Raw genomic sequence first — 23629 nt, forward strand, 5'->3', positions numbered from 1 at the left:
GGCCGTCGCGCCGGACATGGACCACGCCCATGCCGTCCTGCACGATGTGTTCGGCTTCGAGGCCTTCCGCCCGGGGCAGGAAGAGATCGTCCGCGCGATCCTTGCCGGCGAGGATGTGCTCGCGATCATGCCGACGGGCGGTGGCAAGTCGCTTTGCTACCAACTGCCCGCACTCCTGCGCCCGGGCGTCACTGTTGTGATCTCTCCGCTCATCGCGCTGATGCGCGACCAGACGCGGGCCTTGCGCGAACAAGGCGTTGCGGCAGGCGCCCTCACATCGGGCAATAGCGAGGAAGAAACCGAAGAGGTTTTCGCCGCGCTCGATGCGGGCGCGTTGAAACTTCTCTACATGGCGCCAGAGCGCCTGTCGGGCGCGGGGCAGCTCCTGTCGCGGATCGGCGTGTCCTTCCTGGCTGTGGACGAGGCCCATTGCGTGTCGCAATGGGGGCATGATTTCCGGCCCGATTATCTGCGCATCGGCGAGTTGCGCCGGCGCCTCGGCGTGCCGGTCGCAGGCTTCACCGCCACCGCCGATGCCGAGACCCGCGCCGAGATCGGCACGCGGCTCTTCTCCGCTCCGCCGCGCCAGTTTCTGCGCGGCTTCGACCGGCCCAATCTGGGGCTGCGCTTCGTGCCGAAGAACGGTCCGCGCGGTCAGGTGATGGATTTCGTGGCCGCCCGGCCGGGCCAGTCCGGGATCGTCTACTGCGGCACCCGCAAGAAAACCGAAGTGCTGGCGCAGGCCATGAATGCCGAGGGCATCCGCGCAATGGCCTATCACGGCGGGATGGAAGCGGAGGAACGCCGCGCCGCCGAGATCCGCTTCCAGCAGGAAGACGGGCTCGTCGTCTGCGCCACCGTCGCCTTCGGCATGGGGATCGACAAGCCCGATATCCGTTACGTGGTCCATGCCGACCTGCCCAAGAGCATCGAGGCCTATTATCAGGAGATCGGGCGCGCCGGACGCGACGGTGCGCCGGCCGAGACGATGACCCTGTTCGGGGCGGATGATATCAGCTTCCGCCGCGCGCAGATCGACGAGGGGCTGGCCCCGATGGAGCGCAAGGAGGCCGATCACAAGCGGCTGAACAGCCTGCTCGGGATCGCGGAATCGCTGACCTGCCGCCGCGCGCGCCTGCTGGCCTATTTCGGGGAAACGGGTGACGAGGGCGCGCCGCCCGAACCGTGCGGCAACTGCGATATCTGCGCCGACCCGCCGGAGAGTTTCGACGGGACCGAAGCGGCGCAGAAACTGCTTTCGGCCGCGATCCGCACCGGAGAATATTTCGGCGCGGGCCACCTGATTTCCATCCTGTTGGGGGAGGAGACCGAAAAGGTGCGCGCCCGTGGCCACGACCAGTTGCCGACCTTCGGGGTCGGGCGCGACCTTTCCAAAGGTCAATGGAAAACGATTGTCCGCCAGATGCTGGCGCTCGATATCCTGCGGCCCGATCCGTCACGCCACGGGGCGCTGCGGCTTACGGAAAACGCCCGGCCGGTCCTGCGCGGAGAGGCCGTGGTCGCGCTGCGGAAGGACCGGATGGCCGCGCAGGAGCGCCGCCGGTCCGGCAAGGCGCGGGCGCTCATCGCCGAGGAGGACGAGCCGCTGCTCGCGGCGCTGAAGAGCCGTCGCCGCGCATTGGCCGAGGCTGCAAGCCTGCCGGCCTATATGGTGTTCAACGATGCCACGCTGATCGCCATGGCGACCGAACGCCCCGCCAATCTCGATGCGATGATGTCGCTGCCCGGGATCGGCGCAAAGAAGCTGGAAAAATACGGCCAGACGTTTCTGGACGTGATCACCGGCGCGGCAGAACCCGCACCCCATCCGGCACGCCGCAAGCTCGCCGGGCGCGACAGCGGTCCGCTCTTCGACCGTCTGGCGGAGGCGGCACGGGCGCTTGAACGTGGCGAGAGCGGTCTCGACAAGCCGGTCAGCCTCGGCCAGCCGCTGCTGGCGCGGATCGCGGCCGAGGCGCCCCACGACCGGGCGGCGCTCAGCCGGATCAGCGGCATGGACGACCAGAAACTCGACCGGTTCGCGGACGCGTTTCTTGCGGTTCTGAACGAGGGCTAGGCGCTTCGTCCGCAGCCGGCAGGCGGCAGTGCCGGCTTGCATCCAGCGGGGCGTGGGTCTATCCGGTGGAGCAGGAACCCCGCGCGGCTGCACCCGAGGACGGACATGGCACAAAAAGATCCGCAGACGATCGTTTCCACCGACTGGCTCGCGCGCCATCTCGGCGCCCCTGACATTCGCATTCTGGATGCGTCATGGCACCTGCCCGCCGACGGGCGTGACGCCCATGCGGAATTTCTGGAGCGCCACATTCCCGGCGCCCGGTACTTCGACATTGACGAGATTTCCGACGATCTGTCGACCCTGCCGCACATGGCCCCGCCGGTCGAGAAATTCGTCTCGCGGATGCGGGCACTCGGCATCGGCGACGGGCACAAGGTGATCGTCTATGACACGCAGGGCCTGTTCAGCGCCGCCCGCGTCTGGTGGATGTTCCGGCTTTTCGGCAAGACCGATGTGGCCGTGCTCGACGGCGGCCTGCCGAAATGGATCGCCGAGGACCGCCCGCTTGAAGATGGCGCGCCGGTGCTGCGCGAACGCCACTTCACCGCCCGCCGGCATGCGGGGCTCGTGAAGGATGTGACGCAGGTGGCGGGTCACGCGAAGCTCGGTGATGTGCAGATTGTCGATGCGCGCTCCCCGTCGCGCTTCCGTGGCGAGGAACACGAAGCCCGCCCCGGCTTGCGGTCGGGCCATATTCCGGGCGCGCGCAATGTCCATTATGCCAGCCTGATGAATGCCGACGGCACGCTGAAGACGCCAGATGCGCTCAAGGCCCAGTTTGAAAGCGCCGGGGTCGATCTCGACCGGCCGGTCATCACCTCCTGCGGCTCGGGTGTGACGGCCTGCGTGCTCAACCTTGCGCTCGAACAGATCGGCCATCGCGACCATGCGGTCTATGACGGATCCTGGGTCGAATGGGGCATGTATGACGATCTTCAGGTGGAAACGGGATGACGGAACTGAAGGCCGGCGCCCGGATCGACTACACGGTCACCTATCTGGAGATGACCGACCGTCCGTCCGTCGCCCGGCCGCATGCGCCGCTCAACCAGAACCTGCTGCTGATCGCGGCCGAGAATCCGCCGCCCTGGTATTTCCTGTCGCTCTATGACGCCGTGGGCGGCGAACTGGAATGGACGGACTGGCACCAGCGCCCGGCCGAAGAACTCGCGGCCTTCGTCTCCGATCCCGATGTCACGCTCTTCACGCTGATGCGCACCGGATGGCCGGCGGGCTTCTTCATGCTCGACACGCGCGAGGCAGGTGTCTGCGATCTGGCCTATTTCGGTCTTGTGCCCGAAGCCGTCGGGCTGCGGCTCGGCAGCTACCTGCTGCAGACGGCGGTGCATACCGGCTGGGACCAGCCCGGCGTGCAGCGCATGACCGTGAACACCTGCACGCTCGACCATCCCCGCGCCCTGCCGCTCTACCAGAAGATGGGCTTCTCGCCCGTCCGGCAGGAACGGCAATCCCGCATCCTGACCCGCGACCGGATCACACCGGTCGCCCCACATGAGACCCTGGACCAGTGACCATGCTCGAACTTCTCAAACCGCAGCCTGCTGACAAAATCATCGCCCTGATGGGCCTTTATGCCGCCGACCCGCGCGACGGCAAGATCGACCTCGGGGTCGGCGTCTACAAGGATGCGAACGGCAAGACCCCGATCATGCGTGCGGTCAAGGCGGCCGAGGCGCGGCTCCACGAGGCGCAGACGAGCAAATCCTATGTCGGTCTGCTCGGCGACCTGAGCTTCGTGGACGCGATGCGCAATCTTGTTCTCGGCACGTCTGTTGCCGCCGACCGTGTCACGGGTGCCCAGACGCCCGGCGGCACCGGCGCGATCCGGCAGTTGGCGGAACTGGTGAAACTGGCCAACCCGCAGGCGACGGTCTGGCTGTCCGACCCGACCTGGCCGAACCATCCGGCGATCCTGAAACATCTGGATATCCCGACGCAGAGCTACCGCTATTTCGACGCGGCGACCTGCGAGGTGAATTTCGATGCGATGATGGAAGATCTTGAACAGGCGCAGGCCGGGGACGTGGTTCTGCTGCATGGCTGCTGCCACAACCCGACGGGGGCCAATCTCGACCTGCTGCAATGGCGGGCCGTGACCGATCTTGTGCTGCGCAAAGGACTGATCCCGTTTGTCGATCTGGCCTATCAGGGCTTTGGCGACGGTCTGGAAGATGACGTTCAGGGCATGCGCCATCTGCTCGGTGCGGTGCCGCAGGCCATGGTGGCGGCCTCCTGCTCGAAGAATTTCGGGCTCTACCGTGACCGGGTCGGTGTGGCGCTTGTCATCGCACCGGACGAGAAGACCCGCGATCTGGCCAAGGGCGCGCTGTCCTCGCTCAACCGTCTCAACTATTCCTTCCCGCCCGATCACGGCGCGGCGCTCGTGTCGATCCTGATGAACGATGCGGACTTGCGCGCCGATTGGCAGGCGGAGCTGGAGGAGATGCGCACCGGCATGCTCGACCTGCGCACCGGACTGGCCGAGGAACTGCGCCGCGCGACCAATTCCGACCGGTTCGATTTCGTGGCCAACCATCGCGGCATGTTCTCGCGTCTCGGCCTGCCGCCGGAGGCGGTGGAAAAGCTGCGCGACGAGCATGCGATCTACATGGTGGGCGACAGCCGCATCAACATTGCGGGCCTGCCGAAAGACGGGCTGACCCGTCTGGCGCAGGCTGTGGCCGCCGTCCTGTCGTGACGCAAGGCGCGGGGCTGCCCTACCTCACGGTCGAGGCGCTGGACAGGCGGCTCGACTGGGTCGCGGTGGCCGATGCGATTGCCGACGGACACCGGGGGGCTGACACGCGCCTGTCCGACCAGTTCCTGACCCGCGGGCCCGATACGCTCCTGTCGCGGGCGGCCTGGATCGACGGGATGGGCGTCGGCGTGAAATCCGTCACGGTGATGCCGGGCAATCCGGATCGCGGCCTGCCGTCGGTCCACGGGGTCATGGTGGTGTTCGAAGATCGCGACGGCCGTCCGGTCGCACTCATCGACAGCGCGCTGGTCACCAAGTGGAAAACCGCCGCCGACAGTGTGCTCGGGGCACGTCTGCTTGCGCGCAAGGGCGCCAAAACGCACCTGATCCTTGGGGCTGGCGCCGTTGCACGCTCGCTTGTGGCAGCCTATCGCGCCCAGTTTCCGGGCATCGAGACCGTGATCTGGAACCGGTCGCCCGACAAGGCGGCTGCGCTGGCACGCGAGGTCGGCGCCGGGCATGTGACCGATCTGGAAGCGGCGGTGGCCGGGGCCGACATCATCTCCACCGCGACGATGAGCCGGACGCCGGTGCTCGACGGGGCGTGGCTGCGGCCGGGCCAGCATCTCGACCTGATCGGTGCCTTCACCGCCGAGATGCGAGAGGTCGACGATACGGCCCTGACCCGGGCGGCGCTCTTTGTCGACAGCCGCGAGACGACGCTCGACCATATCGGCGAGTTGAAGGACCCGCTGGCACGCGGTGTGATCGGCCGCGCCGATGTCAAAGGCGACCTGTCGGCGCTGGTCGCCGGCACGGCCGGCCGGACCACGGATGATGAGATCACGCTCTTCAAGAATGGCGGGGGCGCGCATCTCGACCTGATGGTGGCGCGCCATATGCTCGATGTCTGGCAGGCATCAGGCGCGGGCTGACAGGCTCGCTGTTTCCGAGACGGGCAGGGTCACGCGGAAGGTCGCGCCGACCGGCACAGGCAGCAGGTCGAGCGACCCGCCCAGATTGTGAATGATCTCGCGGCTGATGGGCAGGCCAAGCCCGGCCCCGCCGGCCAGTGTGATCTCGCCCAGCCGGGCGAATTTCTCGAACACACGCTCGCTGTCATGCATCGGGATGCCGGGGCCGTTGTCGGACACGTCCACATGGACCTTGCCGCCGAAGCGGGTGACCGCGATGCGGATTTCCGGCGCATCTGCCTTGCCGTATTTCACGGCGTTCGACAGCAGGTTGATGAAGACCTGCGCCAACCGGTCGAAATCGGCGGTCACGATCACATCTTCCGACGCGCGGTCGCGGTGGATGACGATGTTGGTCCCGTCGCGCAGACCCTCGGTCGAGGCCAGCGCCCGGTCGATCACCTCCGTCAGGCTCACCTCGTCCCGCCGCCAGGACATCCGGCCCGATTCGAGGAAGCTGAGGTCGAGGATCTCGTCGAGCAGACGGGTCAGACGCTCGCTTTCATCATGGATGATCTTGAGGAACCGGCGCGTATGCGCGGCGTCGAGATCTGGCGTGTCGCGCAGGATTTCCGCAAAGGACCGGACGGAGGTCATCGGCGTGCGCAGCTCGTGGCTCACCTGCGACAGGAACGCATCCTTCTGGGCGCTGATCTCGGTCAGGCGTGTGTTGGCAAGCCGCAATTGGCGGGCGGTTTCCTCCAGTTCGCGCGACTGGCGCTCCAGCCGCTGCGAATAGGTCATGATTTGGGCTGTCTCGTCCGCGATCTGCATCAGGTCGGTGACCGAGACGGTCCCGCCGCCCGCGATCTGGCTGACCATCGCATGGGCCGAGGCCGCGCCGACCGACCCGGCCAGTTCGCGTTCCAGTTGCTGGATGAACCCGTCGGTCGGATCGGGGAGCCCGGAATTCTTGCCCTGTTCCATGGCGGCGGCGGAAAAGAGCCGGTGGGCATGGTTCGGCCCCAGAATGCGCTGGGCCAGCGTGAACAGGTCCTCTGACGTGGCGGAGCGCTGCACGACGACGCCCGGCCCGTCCTCGCTCATCCGGAACACGTCGACAAATTGCGCGCCCTGAATGCGTTCCAGCTGGCCCGGAACGGTCAGGACGGAGACGATCATGAAGGCGAATATGTTGACGGCCATCGACCAGAAGAGCGAATGGACCAGCGGATCGAAACCCGACAGGCCGAAGAGCGCCTGCGGCCGCAGCGCGGAGATGCCGAACGGGCCCTCGGCAATCGCTGCCGCGCTGACCAGAAGCGACCCTTCGAAGCTCGGCAGGAAGAGCGTATAGGCCCAGACGATGAAGCCCGCCGCCAGACCGCTGAGCGCCCCGGCTTTCGTGGCTCCGCGCCAGAAGATGCCCCCGATCAGCCCCGGCAGCACCTGCGCGACACCGGCAAAGGCGATCAGCCCGATGGAGGCCAACGCGCCCGTGCCGCCGGTGAAGCGGAAATAGAGATAGCCCAGAAGGAGCATCCCGCCGATGCTGATCCGGCGGCTCAGGAGGAGGACGGAGCGCACATCGCCGCTCGTCTTCGTGTCGTCCTGCCGGGTCGCGAGCCAGAGCGGCATCACGATATGGTTCGACACCATGGTAGAGAGCGCAATCGCCGCCACGATCACCATCGACGTGGCCGAGGAGAAGCCGCCGAGGAAGGCCAGCAGCGCCAGCGTGTTGCGTCCCTCCGCAAGCGGCACGCTCAGCACGTAAAGGTCGGGGTTGGCGCCCTCGGGCAGAAGCGTCTGCCCCGCAATCGCGATCGGCAGGACGAACAGGCACATGAGGAACAGGTAGAGCGGAAAGGCCCAGGAGGCCGTGGCGAGGTGCCGCTCGTCGACATTTTCCACCACCGTGACCTGGAACATGCGCGGCAGGCAGATGATGGCCGAGGCAGACAGGAAGGTGATTGCCACCCAGCGCGGTCCGAAAATCTCGTCCGTGCGCAGCGCCTCTGCGGTGATGCCGGAAAACGCGTCCGCCGGTCCGGACGAGACGCCCCAGACCACGAAAATGCCGACCGAAAGGAGCGCGACCAGTTTCACCACCGCCTCCACCGCGATGGCGGTGACAACGCCGTGGTGGCGCTCGTTCGCGTCCACGTTTCGGGTGCCGAACAGGATCGTGAAAAGCGCCAGACCGGCCGCGATCCAGAAGGCGGTGACGCCGGCGGTCGGGATCTGTTCGGCCTGTTCGACCGAGGCCGAGAAGGCCGAGAAGCTGAGTGTCAGGGACTGGAGCTGGAGCGCGATATAGGGCGTTGTCGCAATGACCGCGAGCAGGGTCACGGCCACGCCCAGCGCCGGGCTCTTGCCATAGCGCGAGGAGATGAGATCGGCGATCGAGGTGGTCCGCTGCACCCGCCCGATCCGCACCAACTTCCGCAGCACCCACCACCAGCCGATGAATACGAGTGTCGGGCCAGTATAGATGGCGACGAATTCCAGCCCGTTGCGCGCCGCCGAGCCAACCGCGCCATAGAAGGTCCATGCGGTGCAATAGACCGAGATGGACAGCGTGTAGACAACCGGCGAGCGCAGCCAGCCCAGCGCACCGCGGGCGGCGCGGCGCTCGGCCCAGAAGGCAATCAGGAACAGGAAGCTCACATAGAGGATGCAGACCCAGATGAGCGCGTTCCACGACAGCATCGGTCAGCCGTCTTCGTGCGTGTCCTGACGCAGGAAGCTGCGCGACAGGAGTGCGGCCGCCACGATCAGGCCCAGCCAGACGGAAAACAGATAGACAACAACCGCCGGCACACCCTCGCCGCCGCTGCTGTCCCGGAAGATCAGGATCACGGGCGAGATCAGGAAGAAGGCACCGACGAGTGGCAGCAGGAGTGCGGCATCCTGGAGCCGCCGCTGGCGGTGCTGGCGTTCCGCAAGCCCGCTGTCGCCGCCCGGATCATCCACCGGCCATCAGCTCCGACACGGTGTCAAGGATCTCGGCATTGGAGAAGGGCTTGGTCATGAAGCGCGAGGCACCCAGATCCTCCGCGGCGCTGCGGTCCCGCGCCTGTCCCTTCGCGGTCAGCATCAGGACCGGCAGCCCTGCATGCGGCCCGCCTGCGCGCAGGTCGCGCAGGATATCGAAGCCCGAGCGGTTCGGCAGCATCACATCAAGGATGATGAGGTCGGGAGAGGATTTGCGGATCTGGTCGAGCGCCTGCGCCCCGTCATCAAGCGCGGCCACGTCGTAGCCCGCGCGATCCAGAATAAAACTCAGGGACTCCGCAATATGAGGTTCGTCCTCGACAATCAAAATGCGCTTCCCCAACGCGGCAACTCCCTTAAGTCCTGCTCTGACGGCAGTGTGCCTTGACTGTAACGGGATGCCGGAAATGGGGGCAAGGCTTTTCGGCCGGCCCGGGCGGGGGCGCCCGGGGGCGATCAAGCGGTGCGCGGGTCGAGCAGTTGCGGCTCGGCGCGGGCTGCGCAGTCGGCGCGCGGGCAGACCCGGCAGCCCGGTCCGACCGGATCGGGGGGCGGCCCGCCTGCACCGCTCCGGTCGCCCGCTTCCACCGCGCGCAGGAGCATTGCGGCCTCCAGCACGGGCGGCCGGTCGAACCCCGGTGCCGCCAGATCGATCGTGGCTGCGAAACTGTCGAACGTCTGCCCCGAGGGCAGCGCGATGCGGCGGCGGAGCGCGCGTGCGGGCTGGGCGAGGCTCTGGAAGATCGGCAGGAGCGGGCAGGCATTGCCGTGCCGCGGCATCGCGAAACCCGCCACCGGACGGCGGTAGAGCGCATGGCCGGCCGCATTGACGATGAAGAGGCCGAAGGCCGGTGCGTCAATGCCCGGCCGGCGCAGCGTCGCGAGGCGCCGGAAGGTCGCATGGAGATCGGCGCCGAATGCGGTAGCGAGCGCGGCGGGGTCATAGTCCAGATCGGCGGCGGCTTCGGCGAACCGATCGAGCGGCATCGCGCGCGCATCCTTGAAATAGCGGTCGAGGACCCGGCCGACCGCCACCCGAACCTGGCTGTCCGGCCCGCCCGCGACCTCGTCAAGGAGCGCGGTGCGTGCCAGTATCCCGTCCCCACCGGCTTCCGCTGCGGCATCGAGCGTCGGGAAATGATGGTCCTGTCCGGACAGGAACCGGTCGATCTCCTCATCCGCGGTGACGGCATCGCTGCCTGTGTCGGCAGCGCGGTCGAAATAGGCGGTCAGCGATTGCGCGGCTTCCGAAAGGCGCACGCTCTCGGCATGGATGTTGGTGTGGAACCGGCTCTGCATCTCCTCGGGGATATCGTCCATCGTCTCCAGAATGTTGGAGGTGGAGCGGATCGCCGTGATGTTGGAGAGCATCAGGTGCAGGCTTTCCTGCAGGAACGGGTCGTGGGTCAGCCGGTCGGTGAGCGCGGCGATCGCCCGGTCCTGATCCCGGATGCGCCGCATCTGCGCCGACAGGGTGCGCGACCAGCCGGGAAACCGGCCAATCATCTCCTCGATTCCGGCTTCCTCGGGTCCGTGCTCGGGCATCTGCGCGGCGATCTCGCGCAACTCGTTCACAAGCGCGCTTTCCGCCCCTTCGGCGAGTTGTGCGGGCGGCAGGTCGAGGGCACGCGCCACCGCCACCAGAACGCGGCCCGCGATTCCCCGCCGGTTATGTTCGATCAGGTTGAGATAGGAGGGCGAGATGCCCGCAGCTTCGGCCAGCGCCGTCTGGGTCAGCCCGAGTGCCCGCCGCCGCTCCCTGATCCGCGTGCCTGCCAGCGATCGTCCCATGAGCCGAACCCTTTCCAAATGCAGCGCTTTTTGCAGTGCGGTGAAAATTATTTTACAAAATTGCACTGCAACAATTTCAATCTTTTACAAAAAAATGCAGGAAAAGCAATAATTTATTGCTCGGTTGACGATTTCGGGTGAGCATGACCCTAGGGCAAATATGCCCACTCGCCCCTGTGGCGGGACAAAACGACACGAATGGGAGGAAATTCATGTCAGACTTCAAACTCAGCCGTCGCGGTCTTCTGAAGACGGGCGCTGTCGCCGGTGCGGGCCTCGCCACGCCGATGTTCTTCACCAGCGCCGCACGCGCCTATACCAACGAGCCGACCGGAAGCACCGTGACGCTGGGCTTCAACGTGCCCCAGTCCGGCCCCTATGCAGACGAGGGCGCGGACGAGCTTCGTGCCTACCAGCTGGCCGTCAAGCACCTGAACGGTGAAGGCGACGGCGGGATGATGAACACCTTCTCCTCGAAAGAGCTGAAGGGGAACGGCATCCTGGGCAAGAAGGTCGAATATGTGACCGGCGACACCCAGACCAAATCGGACGCGGCCCGTGCCTCGGCCAAATCGATGATCGAGAAGGACGGCGCGGTGATGATCACCGGCGGCTCCTCTTCGGGTGTGGCGATCGCCGTGCAGGGCCTCTGCCAGGAAGCGGGCGTCATCTTCATGGCGGGTCTGACCCACTCCAACGACACGACCGGCAAGGACAAGAAGGCGAACGGCTTCCGTCACTTCTTCAACGGCTACATGTCGGGTGCGGCGCTCGCGCCGGTGCTGGCCAACCGCTATGGCACCGACCGCAAGGCCTATCACCTGACCGCGGACTATACCTGGGGCTGGACGCAGCAGGAATCCATCGCCGCCGCCACCGAGGCGCTCGGCTGGGAGACCGTCAACAACGTGCTGACGCCCCTGACCGCGACGGACTTCTCGTCCTACATCGCGCCGGTCCTCAACTCGGGCGCCGACGTGCTCGTGCTGAACCACTATGGCGGCAACATGGTCAACTCGCTGACCAACGCCGTCCAGTTCGGCCTGAAGGACAAGCAGGTCAACGGCAAGAACTTCGAGATCGTCGTGCCGCTCTACTCGCGCCTGATGGCCCGCGGTGCCGGCGAGAACGTGAAGGGGATCCTCGGGTCCACCAACTGGCACTGGTCGCTGCAGGATGAAGGCTCGCAGGCTTTCGTCAAATCCTTCGGCCAGGAATACGGCTTCCCGCCGAGCCAGGCGGCCCACACGGTCTATTGCCAGACCCTGCTCTATGCCGATGCCTGCGAGCGTGCCGGCACCTTCAACCCCTGCGGGGTTGCGGAAGCTCTCGAAGGCTTCGACTTCGACGGGCTGGGCAACGGTCCGACCCATTACCGTGCCGAAGACCACCAGTGCTTCAAAGACGTGCTGGTCGTGCAGGGTAAGGAAAACCCGACCTCCGAATTCGACCTTCTCGAGGTCGTCGAGGTCACGCCGCGGGCACAGGTCGAGTATGCACCCGACCATCCGATGTTCGCAGGCGGCGCGCTGGGCGAGTGTAACCCCGGCGCCTAAGATTCCCCCTCGGGAACTAACTTCCGGCCGCGCCTGAGCGTGCGGCCGGCTTTTCCCGCAAGGTGCGGGACAGGACTTAAAACAGGGCGGGACGAACGATGGACGCCATCCTCTTGCAAATTCTGAACGGGCTGGACAAGGGCAGCGCCTATGCGCTGATCGCTCTTGGTCTGACCCTGATCTTCGGCACGCTCGGTGTCGTCAACTTCGCCCACGGGGCGCTCTTCATGATCGGGGCCTTCTGTGCCGTGGTTCTGCAGAAGATCCTGACGCTGCAAAAGGTGGTGCTCGACAATGAGAACCTGACCGCCTGGGGCACGCCGTCGGAGATCAAGACGCCCTATGCCGAGATCTGGTTCGGCGATTTCGGCGCGAAACTGATCGACTATTCGGTGCCGGTCTCGATCCTTCTCGCGATCCCGGTCATGCTGATCGTGGGCTTCACGATGGAGCGCGGCCTGATCAAGCATTTCTACAAGCGGCCGCATGCCGACCAGATCCTCGTGACATTCGGTCTGGCCATCGTCCTGCAGGAGATCGTGAAAGCCTTTTTCGGCGCCAACCCGATCCCGCAGCCGGCGCCCGAAGCGCTGCGCAGCTCCGTCGATATCGGTGTTATGCTGGGCTTTGCGGAGAATGCGATCATCTATCCGGTCTGGCGCCTGATCTATTTCGTCTTTGCCGCCCTCATCATCGGCGCGGTCTTCGCCTTCCTGCAGTTCACCACCTTCGGGATGGTGGTGCGGGCCGGCATGGCCGACCGCGAGACGGTCGGGCTGCTCGGCATCAACATCGACCGCCGCTTCACGCTGATGTTCGGCCTCGCCGCCGCCGTGACCGGGGTCGCGGGCGTCATGTACACGCCGATCCTGCCGCCCAACTACCATATGGGCATGGATTTCCTTGTGCTTTGCTTCGTGGTCGTCGTGGTCGGCGGCATGGGCTCGCTGCCCGGCGCCGTGGCCGCGGGCTTCCTGCTCGGCATTCTCGAAAGCTTTGCATCCATGAACGAAATCAAGTCGATCCTTCCGGGCATCGACCAGATCATCATCTACCTTGTCGCGGTGGTCATTCTGCTGACCCGGCCGCGTGGCCTTCTGGGCCGCAAGGGCGTGATGGAGGAATAACCGATGACCAACGCAATCTTCCCGTCAAAGGCCAATGACCGGCTCCTGATGATCTTCTTCATCATCGTGGTGCTGGCCGGACCGATCATCCTGGCGCCGTTCGGCGCCGGCTATCCCGACCTTCTGCAGCGTTTCGCGATCTTCGGGATCTTCGCCATCGGGTTCAACATCCTCTTCGGGCTGACCGGCTACCTGTCCTTCGGACATGCCGCTTTCCTCGGTGTCGGGTCCTACTCGGCGGTCTGGATGCTGAAACTCCTGTCGATGAACGTCATTCCGGCGATCATCCTCGGTGTGGTGATCTCGGGCCTCTTTGCACTCGTGATCGGATATGTCTCGCTGCGGCGTTCGGGGATCTACTTCTCGATCCTGACGCTCGCCTTCGCGCAGATGAGCTACAACCTCGCCTATTCGGTCTTCACGCCGATCACCAACGGCGAGACCGGCCTGCAGATCCTGCTCGACGATCCGCGCGTCCTCGACGGCGGGACCAAGCCGGGCGAGCTGCCGCTGACCAACCTTTTCGGCATCCCGATGAATGCGACCCAGAAGGTCGAGTTCCTGGGCATGACGCTGCAGTTCAACTTCGGCTTCTACTTCTGCGCGGTGATCCTGATCCTCGCCTTCTACCTGTCGCTGCGCATCTTCCGGTCGCCGTTCGGCCTGATGCTGCGGGCGGTGAAGACGAACCAGAACCGCCTGAACTATACCGGCGTCAACACGCGCCCCTACACGCTCGCGGCCTTCGTGATCTCGGGCATGTATGCCGGTCTGGCCGGATCGCTCCTGGCCTCGATGGACCCGCTGGCAGGCGCCGAGCGCATGCAGTGGACGGCTTCGGGCGAGGTCGTGCTGATGGTGATCCTCGGCGGTGCGGGCACGTTGCTCGGCCCGGTACTGGGCGCCGGTTTCATCAAGTATTTCGAGAACATCTTCTCGAAGATCAACGACAATGTCCTGCACAGCTGGTTCGCCTTCATGCCCGACGGGCTGGAGAATGTGATGGTCACGCTCGTCCACCCGTTCGTCGGCAAGGGCTGGCACCTGACGCTCGGCCTGCTCTTCATGGCCATCGTCATCTTCCTGCCGGGCGGCCTGATGGAAGGGTTCAACCGGATCTGGCGGAAAATCACCAGCAAACGAGAGACAGCCACGTCCGACACCTCGTCCGACGCGGCGTCGACACCGGCAGAATAAGGAGCTGACGGATGGGTATTCTTGAAGTCCAGAACGTCAACAAGCGCTTCGGCGGCCTGCAGGCGCTCGACAATGTGAACCTCGATGTCGAAGAGGGCTCGATCCACGCGATCATCGGCCCGAACGGTGCCGGCAAATCGACCCTGCTCAACTGTTTCGTTGGGCGGCTCGTGCCGGACACGGGCACGGTGATGTTCAACGGCAATTCCCTGCTCGGGATCAAGCCGCACGAGATCAACCAGCTCGGCGTCAGCCGCGTGTTCCAGACGCCGGAGATCTTCACCGATCTGTCGGTGCTGGAAAATGTGATGATCGCGACCTTCGCGCACCGCGACGGGGCGTTCAAACTGAACGCCATCGATCCGGTCCGCAAGGAAGTGGATATTCGCGACCATGCGGAGGCCACGCTTCTCGATGTCGGCCTGCAGGACAAGCGCAACATGGTCGCAAGCTCCATGTCGCGCGGGGACAAGCGGCGGCTCGAAATGGCCATGTGCCTGTCACAGGATCCCAAGCTGCTGCTGCTCGACGAGCCGACTGCGGGCATGGCGCGTGCCGACACGAACCGGACGATCGACCTGCTGAAGGAACTGGCCGAGAAGCGCAAGCTGACCAAGGTCATCATCGAACATGACATGCATGTCGTCTTCTCGCTGGCGCAGAAGATCTCGGTCCTCGCACAGGGGCACGTGATCGTCGAAGACACGCCGGAAAACATCAAGGGCCATCCGAAGGTCCGCGAAGCCTATCTTGGGGAGGCCCAGGTATGACCCTGACCGACGCCGATTACACTTCCGCCAACACCCAGCACCTGCCGCGTCAGGAACCCGCCTATTTTCAGGCCTATGACCTGCATGCCTATTACGGCGAGAGCTACATCGTGCAGGGCGTGACCTTCAACATCCACGAGGGCGAGATCCTTGCGCTTCTGGGACGCAACGGCGCGGGCAAGACCTCGACCCTGCGGACCATCGCACGCACCGACGATCCGGAACTGCGCCACGGCGAGATCTGGCTCGACCACAAGCCGGTGCACGAGATGACCTCCTATCAGGCGGCGGGCAACGGGATCGCGCTGGTGCCGGAGGACCGGCGGATCATCCCCGGCCTGACGGTGGAGGAAAATCTCGAACTGGCGCAGATCGCCCCGCCGCACGGCTGGAGCATCGAGCGGATTTACGAGCTCTTCCCGCGCCTGGGCGAGCGCCGCAAGCAGGAAGGCGTGACGCTCTCGGGCGGCGAACAGCAGATGCTGGCCATCGGCCGGGCGCTGGCGCGCGACATCAAGCTCCTGCTGCTCGACGAACCCTATGAGGGGCTGGCGCCTGTCATCGTGCAGGAGATCGAGCGTACACTGTCCGAGATCAAGGCGCTCGGCATCACCACGATCATCGTGGAACAGAATGCCATTGCCGCGCTGAAACTCGCGGACCGGGCGATCATCCTCGATATGGGGCAGGTCGTGTTCGACGGCACCGCGCAAGAGGTGCTCGACAATGCCGAGCTGCGCGAGGAATATCTCGCCATCTGACCAGATCCCTTCCGGCGGGCCATGCGCCTGCCGGACGGACACCGCGCGCCGCGGCCCCGCTGGCGCCGACCACATGCACACAAACTCTCGAACCGAGGGCCCAACATGACCGACACGATCTACCCACCTTCCGCCGAACTGGCGGCCAATGCCCATGCCGACAAGGCAAAATACGATGCGATGTATGCAGCATCCGTCGCCGACCCCGAAGCCTTCTGGGCCGAAGAAGGCAAGCGCATCGACTGGATCAAGCCCTACAGCATCGTCAAAAATGTCAGCTACGCCTATCCGGACGTGTCCATCAAATGGTTCGAGGATGGCGAACTGAACGTGGCCGCCAACTGCATCGACCGGCATCTGGAAACGCGCGGCGACCAGACGGCGATCATCTGGGAGCCGGACAATCCGGAGGATGAGGCGCTCCACATCAGCTACCGTGAGTTGCATGACAAGGTCTGCCGCTTCGCCAATGTCCTCAAATCGCAGGGTGTCGTGGCCGGCGACCGTGTGGTGATCTACCTGCCGATGATCCCCGAAGCGGCCTATGCGATGCTTGCCTGTGCGCGGATCGGTGCCGTGCATTCCATCGTCTTTGCCGGCTTCTCGCCCGATGCGCTCGCCAACCGCGTGAACGATTGCGGCGCCAAGGTCGTCATCACCGCCGACGAAGCGCCGCGCGGTGGTCGCAAGACGCCGCTCAAGTCCAATGCCGACGCGGCGCTTCTGCATTGTTCGGACAAGGTGCGCTGCCTTGTCGTGAAACATACAGGCGGCCAGACCACCTGGATCGAGGATCGCGACGTGGACGTGAAGGCGCTGATGGAGCATGTCAGCCCCGACTGCCCGCCGCGCGCCGTGAAGGCCGAGGACCCGCTTTTCATCCTCTACACGTCGGGCTCGACCGGCAAACCCAAGGGCGTCGTGCACACGTCGGGCGGCTATCTCGTCTATGCGGCGATGACCCACCAGTACACGTTCGACTATCACGAGGGCGATATCTTCTGGTGCACCGCCGATGTAGGCTGGGTGACGGGCCACAGCTATATCGTCTACGGGCCGCTCGCCAATGGCGCCACGACGTTGATGTTCGAAGGCGTGCCGACCTATCCGGACGCGTCGCGCTTCTGGCAGGTCTGCGAAAAGCACAAGGTCAACCAGTTCTACACCGCGCCGACCGCCATTCGCGCGCTGATGGGGCAGGGCAACGAGTTCGTCGAGAAATGCGACCTCAGCTCGATCCGGATCCTCGGGACGGTGGGCGAGCCGATCAACCCCGAAGCCTGGAACTGGTACAATGACGTTGTCGGCAAGGGCAATTGCCCGATCGTCGATACATGGTGGCAGACCGAAACAGGCGGCCACCTTCTGACCCCGCTTCCGGGCGCGACGGCCACCAAGCCCGGATCGGCCACGCTGCCCTTCTTCGGCGTGGAACCGGTCATCCTCGACCCGCAAACCGGTGCCGAGATCACCGAGACGGAGGCCGAGGGCGTGCTGTGCCTGAAGGACAGCTGGCCGGGGCAGATGCGCACCGTCTATGGCGACCATGAGCGGTTCGTGAAGACCTATTTTTCGGACTACAAGGGCTATTATTTCTCCGGCGACGGCTGCCGCCGCGACGCGGACGGCTATTACTGGATCACCGGTCGCGTGGACGACGTGATCAACGTCTCGGGCCATCGGATGGGCACGGCCGAAGTCGAAAGCGCGCTCGTGGCCCATGCCCAGGTGGCCGAGGCCGCCGTGGTCGGCTACCCGCATGATATCAAGGGGCAGGGCATCTATGCCTATGTCACGCTGATGAACGGGGTGGAACCTACCGACGAGTTGCGCAGCGAGCTGGAAAAATGGGTCCGCACCGAAATCGGCCCCATCGCCAAGCCCGACCTGATTCAGTGGGCACCGGGCCTGCCGAAGACGCGGTCGGGCAAGATCATGCGCCGCATCCTGCGCAAGATCGCGGAAAACGACTATGGGGCGCTTGGCGACACTTCGACACTGGCCGAACCGGCCGTGGTCGACGATCTGATCGAGAACCGGATGAACCGCGGCTGACACGCCTTCATCCATCCGTGAGACCCGAAAGGGCCGGCTGCGCGCCGGCCCTTTTTCGTTCTGCGGCCGGCCCGCGCTTGACCCTGCCGCGGGCCAAGGCGATTGATGGGGGACATGTCAGGGGAGGGACGCATGTACCACATCATGGCCATCGATCAGGGCACGACTTCGAGCCGCGCCATCATCTTCGACGCCGCTATGAAGCCGGTCGCCACCGGCCAGCAGGAGTTCCGCCAGATCTTCCCCGATTCCGGATGGGTCGAGCATGATGCGGAGGAAATCTGGTCCACGACGGCGGCCACCTGCCGGGCGGCGCTGGAGCGCGGCGGGCTGAAACCGGACGATCTGGCCGCCGTCGGCATCACAAATCAGCGGGAAACGGTGGTGGTCTGGGACCGCAAGACCGGCAAGCCTGTGCACAATGCAATCGTTTGGCAGGACCGCCGGACGGCCGCACGTTGCGCCGCCCTGAAGGCCGAGGGGCTGGAGCCGATGGTCACAGAGAAGACCGGTCTGCTGCTCGATCCCTATTTTTCCGCCACCAAACTCGCCTGGATACTCGACGAGGTAGAAGGTGCCCGTGCGCGGGCCGCGGCGGGCGATCTGGCCTTCGGCACCATCGACTGTTTCCTGATCTGGCGGCTGACCGGCGGTGCCGTCCACGCCACAGATGCGACCAATGCGGCGCGGACCATGCTCTACAATATCCGCGAAGGGCGGTGGGACGCCGACCTCTTGCGCCTGCTCGACATTCCCGAGGCGATGCTGCCCGAGGTGCGCGACAGCGCCGCCGATTTCGGCACGACACGGCCCGACCTGTTCGGGCGGCCGGTTCCGATCCTTGGCGTGGCGGGCGACCAGCAGGCGGCGACCGTGGGGCAGGCCTGTTTTGCGCCCGGCATGATGAAATCCACCTATGGCACCGGCTGTTTTGCGCTGCTCAACACCGGAGACGAGGCCGTGACGTCGAAAAACCGGCTCCTGACCACGATTGCCTACCAGATCGACGGCTCGCCCACCTATGCGCTCGAAGGCTCGATCTTCATCGCCGGAGCCGTCGTGCAATGGCTGCGCGACGGGCTGAAGATCATCAGGGAGGCCAGCGAGACGCAGGGCCTTGCCGAACAGGCGGACCCGAACCAGCGGGTCTATCTGGTGCCGGCCTTCACCGGGCTCGGCGCGCCCTATTGGGACGCGGAGTGCCGCGGCGCGATCTATGGGCTGACCCGCAACAGCGGCCCGGCGGAACTGGCCCGCGCGGCGCTCGAAAGCGTCGGCTATCAGACCCGCGACCTGCTGGAAGCCATGCATCGCGACTGGACCGCCCCGTCGGAAACCGTGCTGCGCGTCGATGGCGGGATGGTCGCGAGCGACTGGACGATGCAGCATCTGGCCGACCAGTTGGGCGCGCCCGTCGACCGGCCCAGGGTCGCGGAGACCACCGCGCTCGGGGCCGCGTGGCTCGCGGGTATGCGCGCCGGGCTCTATCCGGGCATGGCCGAATTTGCCGCGCAATGGGCGCTCGACCGCCAATTCGAGCCTCTGATGGATGCCAATGTGAGGGAATCGGCCTATGATGGCTGGAAGGACGCTGTCCGGAGGACATTGTCCGGCTGAAATCAAGGAGGAGAAGTCCAATGCGCCTGTTCCTGCCCATGATTGCCCTCGCGCTCGCCACCGGCGTCGCCGCCTGTGACGAGGAAGATAACAGCGCCGCCGATGATGGCGGCACGACCGAGACCACGGAAACCACCGAAAGCAGCGATGCCGCGACCGATACGTCGACGGACACGGCGACGGACAGTGCGGCCGACAGCGGCACCGATGCGTCGACCGACACCGCGTCCGATTCGGAGGCCGAGGCCCCCGCAGATGATGCCACCGCCACCGCCGATGGCGGGGATGAGTGCGGTGCCGCGGCGTTCGCGGAACTGGTTGGCCAGCCGCGCTCGGCGCTTGAAGGTCAGACCCTGCCCGAAGGCACGCGGGTGGCCGGACCGACCGATGCGGTCACGTCGGATTTCAATCCGACACGGCTCAACATCACGACCGATGCGGATGATGTGATCGTGAAGGTCGAATGCGGCTGACACTTGTGTTGCGCGCGGCGCGCTGCGCAGCGTCGTATGAAGAAGGGGCGGTCCCGATGGGCCGCCCCCTGTCGTTCCGGCTGTGCCCCAAGCCGATTCGGGTGCCTATTTCTTGACCCGGTACTCCTGATGGCAGGCCTGGCAGGTGCCGCCGAGCTGGCCGAGCGAGGCCTTCAGCCCGTCAAGGTCGGTTGCGGCTGCGGCCACCGCCATTGCAGCCTTCTCCATATCGCCGGCCTTGGAGACGAAATCGTCCCAGTTGGCCCAGATCTCCGGCTTGGCTTCGGTCTTGCCGTCCAGCGCCTGTTCCTCGAAGAGCATCGGCACCTTGGCGGCCTGTTCGGCGATCGCCTCGGCCGAGGATTTTGCAAGATCGGCGTCGAAATCGACTTCGCCCTTCATCATGCCGAAAAGCGGCCCGACATTCTTGCCGACGGTTTTCATTGCCGCCTGCCGGTCGGAAATGGCGTCGGCCGCGACCGGCGCGCCGATGGCCAACCCGGCAAGGGCGGCGGTTGCGAGGATGGCTCTGATGGGTCTTTTCATGTGTGGCTCCCTGGGTTGCGCGTCGGGCGATCCTAGCAAATCGGCGCGGGACCATGCGACGATTTCACGCTTATCACATCAATGTGTTGAGCCTGTCATTGGCGCGTGAAGAGCGGCCGCAGAAGGGCCATCGGATGGCTGCGCAGCGTCAGCCGCATCGAGACATAATCTTCCACCAACTCCTCGCCCTCGCTCATCGCGGGCAGATGCACCTGCGGTTCGCGCAGCCCCTCGCCCTCCAGATCGTCGGCAAAGAGCGGCAGCGGTTCGTGGCCCTTGATCGCGCGCGCCTGCCAGAGCGCGTCGCGCCGGGTGAGGCCGAGCCCGGCAAAGGCATCCGCTTCGGCCAGGATGGTCAGGAGCCGCGGCGGCGTGCCGGCGCGCCGCCACACATCTTCCACCTCGCGATAGCCGTTGCCGCGGGCGGAGGTGAGCCAGAGCGCCTCTTCCTCGCGCATCGCCTTGATCTGGCGGAAGCCCAGCCGCAGCGCCAGCCCGCCGCGCCCGTCCGGCTCCATCACATTGTCCCAATAGGAGGCATTGATGCAGACCGGACGCACCTCGACCCCGTGTTCGCGCGCATCGCGGACGATCTGCGCCGGGGCGTAGAAGCCCATAGGCTGGGCGTTCAGAAGGGCGCAGGCGAAAATGCCCGGATGGTGCCGCTTGAGCCAGGCCGATGCATAGACCAGCAGCGCGAAACTCGCCGCATGGCTTTCGGGGAACCCGTATTCGCCGAACCCCTCGATCTGCGAGAAACAACGTTCGGCAAATTCCGCGTCATAGCCGTTTGCCGCCATTCCGGCGAGGAACCTCTCGCGGAACAGGTGGATCGTGCCGGTCTTCTTGAAGGTGGCGAGCGCGCGGCGCAGGCGGTCGGCCTCCTCTGGCGTGAAGCCCGCGCCGATGATCGCGATCTGCATCGCCTGTTCCTGAAAGAGCGGCACGCCGAGCGTCTTGCCGAGCACCTGTCCGAGCGCGTCGGACGGGAAGACGACCTTTTCCTCGCCGCGCCGCCGTCGGATATAGGGATGGACCATGTCGCCCTGGATCGGGCCGGGGCGGATGATCGCCACCTCGATGACCAGATCGTAAAAGCAGCGCGGCCGCATGCGGGGCAGGAAGTTCATCTGCGCGCGGCTCTCGACCTGGAACACCCCGACCGAATCGGCCACGCAGAGCATGTTGTAGACCTCCGGGTCCTCGGGCGGCAGCGTGGCGAGGGAATAGCGCGGCCCGTGATGCTGCTCGATCAGATCGAACGCCTTGCGGATGCAGGTCAGCATCCCGAGCGACAGCACATCGACCTTCAGGATGCCCAGCGTGTCGATATCGTCCTTGTCCCAGCAGATGACGGTGCGGTCCTCCATCGCGGCATTCTCGATCGGCACCAGCCCGTCGAGATCGCCCTGCGTGATGATGAACCCGCCCACATGCTGGCTGAGGTGGCGCGGAAAGCCGATGATCTCGTCCACCAGTTCCAGCGTCTGGGCCATGCGCCGGTCGGTCGGGTCGAGGCCGAGCTCGCGCAGCCGCTCCTCGGGCGCGCCGATATTGCCCCAGCCCCAGACTTGCGAGGACAGCGCCGCCACCGTATCCCCCGACAGGCCCATCGCGCGGCCGACCTCTCGGATGGCGCGCTTGCCGCGATAGTGGATGACCGTGGCGCAGAGCCCGGCGCGGTGGCGCCCGTATTTCTCGTAGATATGCTGGATCACCTCCTCGCGCCGTTCATGCTCGAAATCCACGTCGATATCGGGCGGCTCGTCGCGGGCTTCCGACACGAACCGCTCGAAGACCATCGTGCCGATCTCGGGGCTGACGGAGGTGACGCCGAGCGCGTAGCAGACGACCGAATTGGCCGCCGAGCCGCGCCCCTGGCACAGGATGCCGCGGTCGCGTGCAAAGGCGACAATATCGTGCACGGTCAGGAAATAGGGCGCGTAGCCGAGCTTGCCGATGAGCGCGATCTCGTGGTCGGCCTGGGCCTGCGCACGGTCCGGAATGCCTTCGGGATAGCGCCAGCGCAACCCCGCGAGCGTCAGCCGCTCCAGCCGTGTCTGCGGGTCCTCGCCTTGCGAGATCTCGTGCGGATATTCGTAGCGCAGCTCGTCGAGCGAGAAGCGGCAGGCAGCGGCGACCTCGCCCGCGCGGTGGACAGCATCCGCATGGCCGCGGAAGAGGGAGAGCATTTCCGCCTCGCTGCGCAGCCTTTGTTCGGCATTGGCCTGGGCCTGCCGCCCGATCCGGTCGATGCGCAGCCCTTCGCGGATGCAGGTGAGCACATCGACAAGCCGGCGGCGGCGGCCGTGATGCATGATCGGCAGGGCAGAGGCGACGAGCGGCAGGCCGAGCTGCGCCGCAAGCGCGGCCAGCCGGTCGAACCGCCCCCGGTCGCGGCCGTCATAGCGCGGGGCGGCCACCAGATGGAGCGCCGCGGGCGCGGGGCAGGCGGCCAGACGGGCCATCGAGGCCCGCCAGCCCGCGGCCTCCGGCCGGTCGGCACCGGCGGGCGGATGGGCGAGCAGCACCAGCCCTTCGGCATGGTCGATCAGGTCGTCGAGCCCGATCTCGCATTCGCCCTTCGGCGCGCGGCGCCGGCCGAGTGTCAGAAGCTTGCAGAGCCGCCCCCATGCGGCGCGGTCGGCGGGGATGGCGGTGATCTCCTCGCCACCTGTCAGGCAGAGCCGGGCGGCGGGGATCAGCCGCGGCACCACCGTGTCGGGCGTCAGGTCATGGGCGAGCGTGGAGGGTCCGGTCTCTTCGCCCGCGGCGATGCGGCGGGCCTCTTCCACCTCGCGGGCGATGGTCCGTGCCTCGCTATGGGCGCGCACGATACCGGCCACCGAATTGCGGTCCGCCACCGCGAGCGCCGGCATGCCGAGCGCGGAAGCGCGGCGGATATATTCCTCCGGATGGCTGCCACCGGTGAGGAAGGTGAAATTGGAGGTGGCGCAAAGCTCAACGAACATGGCGCCAGTATATTCACCTTTTGTTCTTGTTTGGAGTCCAAGCTGGCATCACGG

At 65.7% G+C, this 23629-nt stretch carries 19 protein-coding genes; 13 read left to right on the plus strand and 6 right to left on the minus strand.

What is annotated here, in order from left to right; translation table 11 throughout:
- Positions 1-16 precede the first annotated feature (16 nt).
- The 5 genes from recQ to GSH16_RS05530 all read left to right on the plus strand — a co-directional run bounded on the left by recQ (position 17) and on the right by GSH16_RS05530 (position 5734).
- A complete protein-coding gene (recQ, locus tag GSH16_RS05510; protein WP_160853055.1) occupies positions 17-2077 on the plus strand; it encodes a DNA helicase RecQ in 2061 nt (686 codons plus the stop codon).
- Between the two features lie 105 nt (positions 2078-2182).
- Positions 2183-3034, plus strand: coding sequence for a 3-mercaptopyruvate sulfurtransferase (gene sseA / locus GSH16_RS05515; RefSeq protein ID WP_160852684.1), 852 nt, complete (start codon positions 2183-2185; stop codon positions 3032-3034).
- Positions 3031-3612, plus strand: coding sequence for a GNAT family N-acetyltransferase (locus tag GSH16_RS05520; protein ID WP_160852686.1), 582 nt, complete (start codon positions 3031-3033; stop codon positions 3610-3612). The genes sseA and GSH16_RS05520 overlap by 4 nt, the downstream gene beginning before the upstream one ends.
- A gap of 2 nt (positions 3613-3614) precedes the next feature.
- Positions 3615-4799, plus strand: a complete 1185-nt coding sequence (locus GSH16_RS05525) for an amino acid aminotransferase (protein WP_160852688.1) — start codon at positions 3615-3617, stop codon at positions 4797-4799.
- Positions 4796-5734, plus strand: coding sequence for an ornithine cyclodeaminase family protein (locus GSH16_RS05530; protein WP_160852690.1), 939 nt, complete (start codon positions 4796-4798; stop codon positions 5732-5734). The genes GSH16_RS05525 and GSH16_RS05530 overlap by 4 nt, the downstream gene beginning before the upstream one ends.
- Here GSH16_RS05530 and GSH16_RS05535 read toward each other — a convergent pair.
- Genes GSH16_RS05535 through GSH16_RS05550 form a run of 4 tightly spaced genes read right to left on the minus strand, consistent with a single transcriptional unit; the run spans position 5720 to position 10501 of the window.
- Positions 5720-8425, minus strand: a complete 2706-nt coding sequence (locus tag GSH16_RS05535; RefSeq protein ID WP_235912939.1) for a sensor histidine kinase — start codon at positions 8423-8425, stop codon at positions 5720-5722. The genes GSH16_RS05530 and GSH16_RS05535 overlap by 15 nt on opposite strands.
- A 3-nt stretch (positions 8426-8428) precedes the next feature.
- Positions 8429-8689 (minus strand): hypothetical protein, encoded by a 261-nt coding sequence (locus GSH16_RS05540; RefSeq protein ID WP_160852692.1) that lies wholly within the window; start codon positions 8687-8689, stop codon positions 8429-8431.
- A complete protein-coding gene (locus GSH16_RS05545) occupies positions 8682-9170 on the minus strand; it encodes a response regulator transcription factor (protein WP_328803172.1) in 489 nt (162 codons plus the stop codon). Before GSH16_RS05545 ends, GSH16_RS05540 begins: the two co-directional genes overlap by 8 nt.
- Positions 9167-10501 carry an XRE family transcriptional regulator gene (locus GSH16_RS05550; RefSeq protein ID WP_160852696.1) on the minus strand — a complete coding sequence of 445 codons (1335 nt, stop codon included), beginning with the start codon at positions 10499-10501 and terminating at the stop codon, positions 9167-9169. The genes GSH16_RS05545 and GSH16_RS05550 overlap by 4 nt, the downstream gene beginning before the upstream one ends.
- A 212-nt stretch (positions 10502-10713) precedes the next feature.
- Between GSH16_RS05550 and GSH16_RS05555 the strand changes: the two genes are divergently transcribed.
- From GSH16_RS05555 to GSH16_RS05590, 8 genes are all read left to right on the plus strand, one after another.
- Positions 10714-12057 carry a substrate-binding protein gene (locus GSH16_RS05555; protein ID WP_160852698.1) on the plus strand — a complete coding sequence of 448 codons (1344 nt, stop codon included), beginning with the start codon at positions 10714-10716 and terminating at the stop codon, positions 12055-12057.
- A 98-nt stretch (positions 12058-12155) separates the two neighbouring features.
- Positions 12156-13184: a branched-chain amino acid ABC transporter permease gene (locus GSH16_RS05560; protein WP_160852700.1), complete on the plus strand. Its 1029-nt coding sequence runs from the start codon at positions 12156-12158 to the stop codon at positions 13182-13184.
- Positions 13185-13187: 3 nt separating this feature from the next.
- Positions 13188-14381 carry a branched-chain amino acid ABC transporter permease gene (locus GSH16_RS05565; RefSeq protein ID WP_160852702.1) on the plus strand — a complete coding sequence of 398 codons (1194 nt, stop codon included), beginning with the start codon at positions 13188-13190 and terminating at the stop codon, positions 14379-14381.
- Between the two features lie 11 nt (positions 14382-14392).
- The gene (locus tag GSH16_RS05570; protein ID WP_160852704.1) at positions 14393-15151 is read left to right on the plus strand and encodes an ABC transporter ATP-binding protein; all 759 of its coding nucleotides are present in this window, start codon (positions 14393-14395) and stop codon (positions 15149-15151) included.
- Positions 15148-15912 (plus strand): ABC transporter ATP-binding protein, encoded by a 765-nt coding sequence (locus GSH16_RS05575; protein WP_160852706.1) that lies wholly within the window; start codon positions 15148-15150, stop codon positions 15910-15912. Before GSH16_RS05570 ends, GSH16_RS05575 begins: the two co-directional genes overlap by 4 nt.
- A gap of 105 nt (positions 15913-16017) precedes the next feature.
- The gene (gene acs, locus GSH16_RS05580; RefSeq protein WP_160852708.1) at positions 16018-17967 is read left to right on the plus strand and encodes an acetate--CoA ligase; all 1950 of its coding nucleotides are present in this window, start codon (positions 16018-16020) and stop codon (positions 17965-17967) included.
- A 132-nt stretch (positions 17968-18099) separates the two neighbouring features.
- Positions 18100-19584 (plus strand): glycerol kinase GlpK, encoded by a 1485-nt coding sequence (gene glpK / locus GSH16_RS05585; protein WP_160852710.1) that lies wholly within the window; start codon positions 18100-18102, stop codon positions 19582-19584.
- 20 nt (positions 19585-19604) lie between these two features.
- Positions 19605-20057 (plus strand): I78 family peptidase inhibitor, encoded by a 453-nt coding sequence (locus GSH16_RS05590; protein WP_235912941.1) that lies wholly within the window; start codon positions 19605-19607, stop codon positions 20055-20057.
- A gap of 105 nt (positions 20058-20162) precedes the next feature.
- On the opposite strand, the gene GSH16_RS05595 is transcribed toward GSH16_RS05590, so the two are convergent.
- Both GSH16_RS05595 and GSH16_RS05600 read right to left on the minus strand, forming a co-directional pair.
- Complete coding sequence (locus tag GSH16_RS05595; RefSeq protein WP_160852712.1) at positions 20163-20603, minus strand: c-type cytochrome; 441 nt, start codon at positions 20601-20603, stop codon at positions 20163-20165.
- A gap of 95 nt (positions 20604-20698) precedes the next feature.
- On the minus strand, positions 20699-23575 hold the full coding sequence (locus tag GSH16_RS05600) for an error-prone DNA polymerase (protein WP_160852714.1): 2877 nt from the start codon (positions 23573-23575) through the stop codon (positions 20699-20701).
- Positions 23576-23629: the final 54 nt, after the last annotated feature.

The sequence above is a fragment of the Oceanomicrobium pacificus genome (genome assembly GCF_009833495.1).
Taxonomy (GTDB): Bacteria; Pseudomonadota; Alphaproteobacteria; order Rhodobacterales; family Rhodobacteraceae; genus Oceanomicrobium; species Oceanomicrobium pacificus.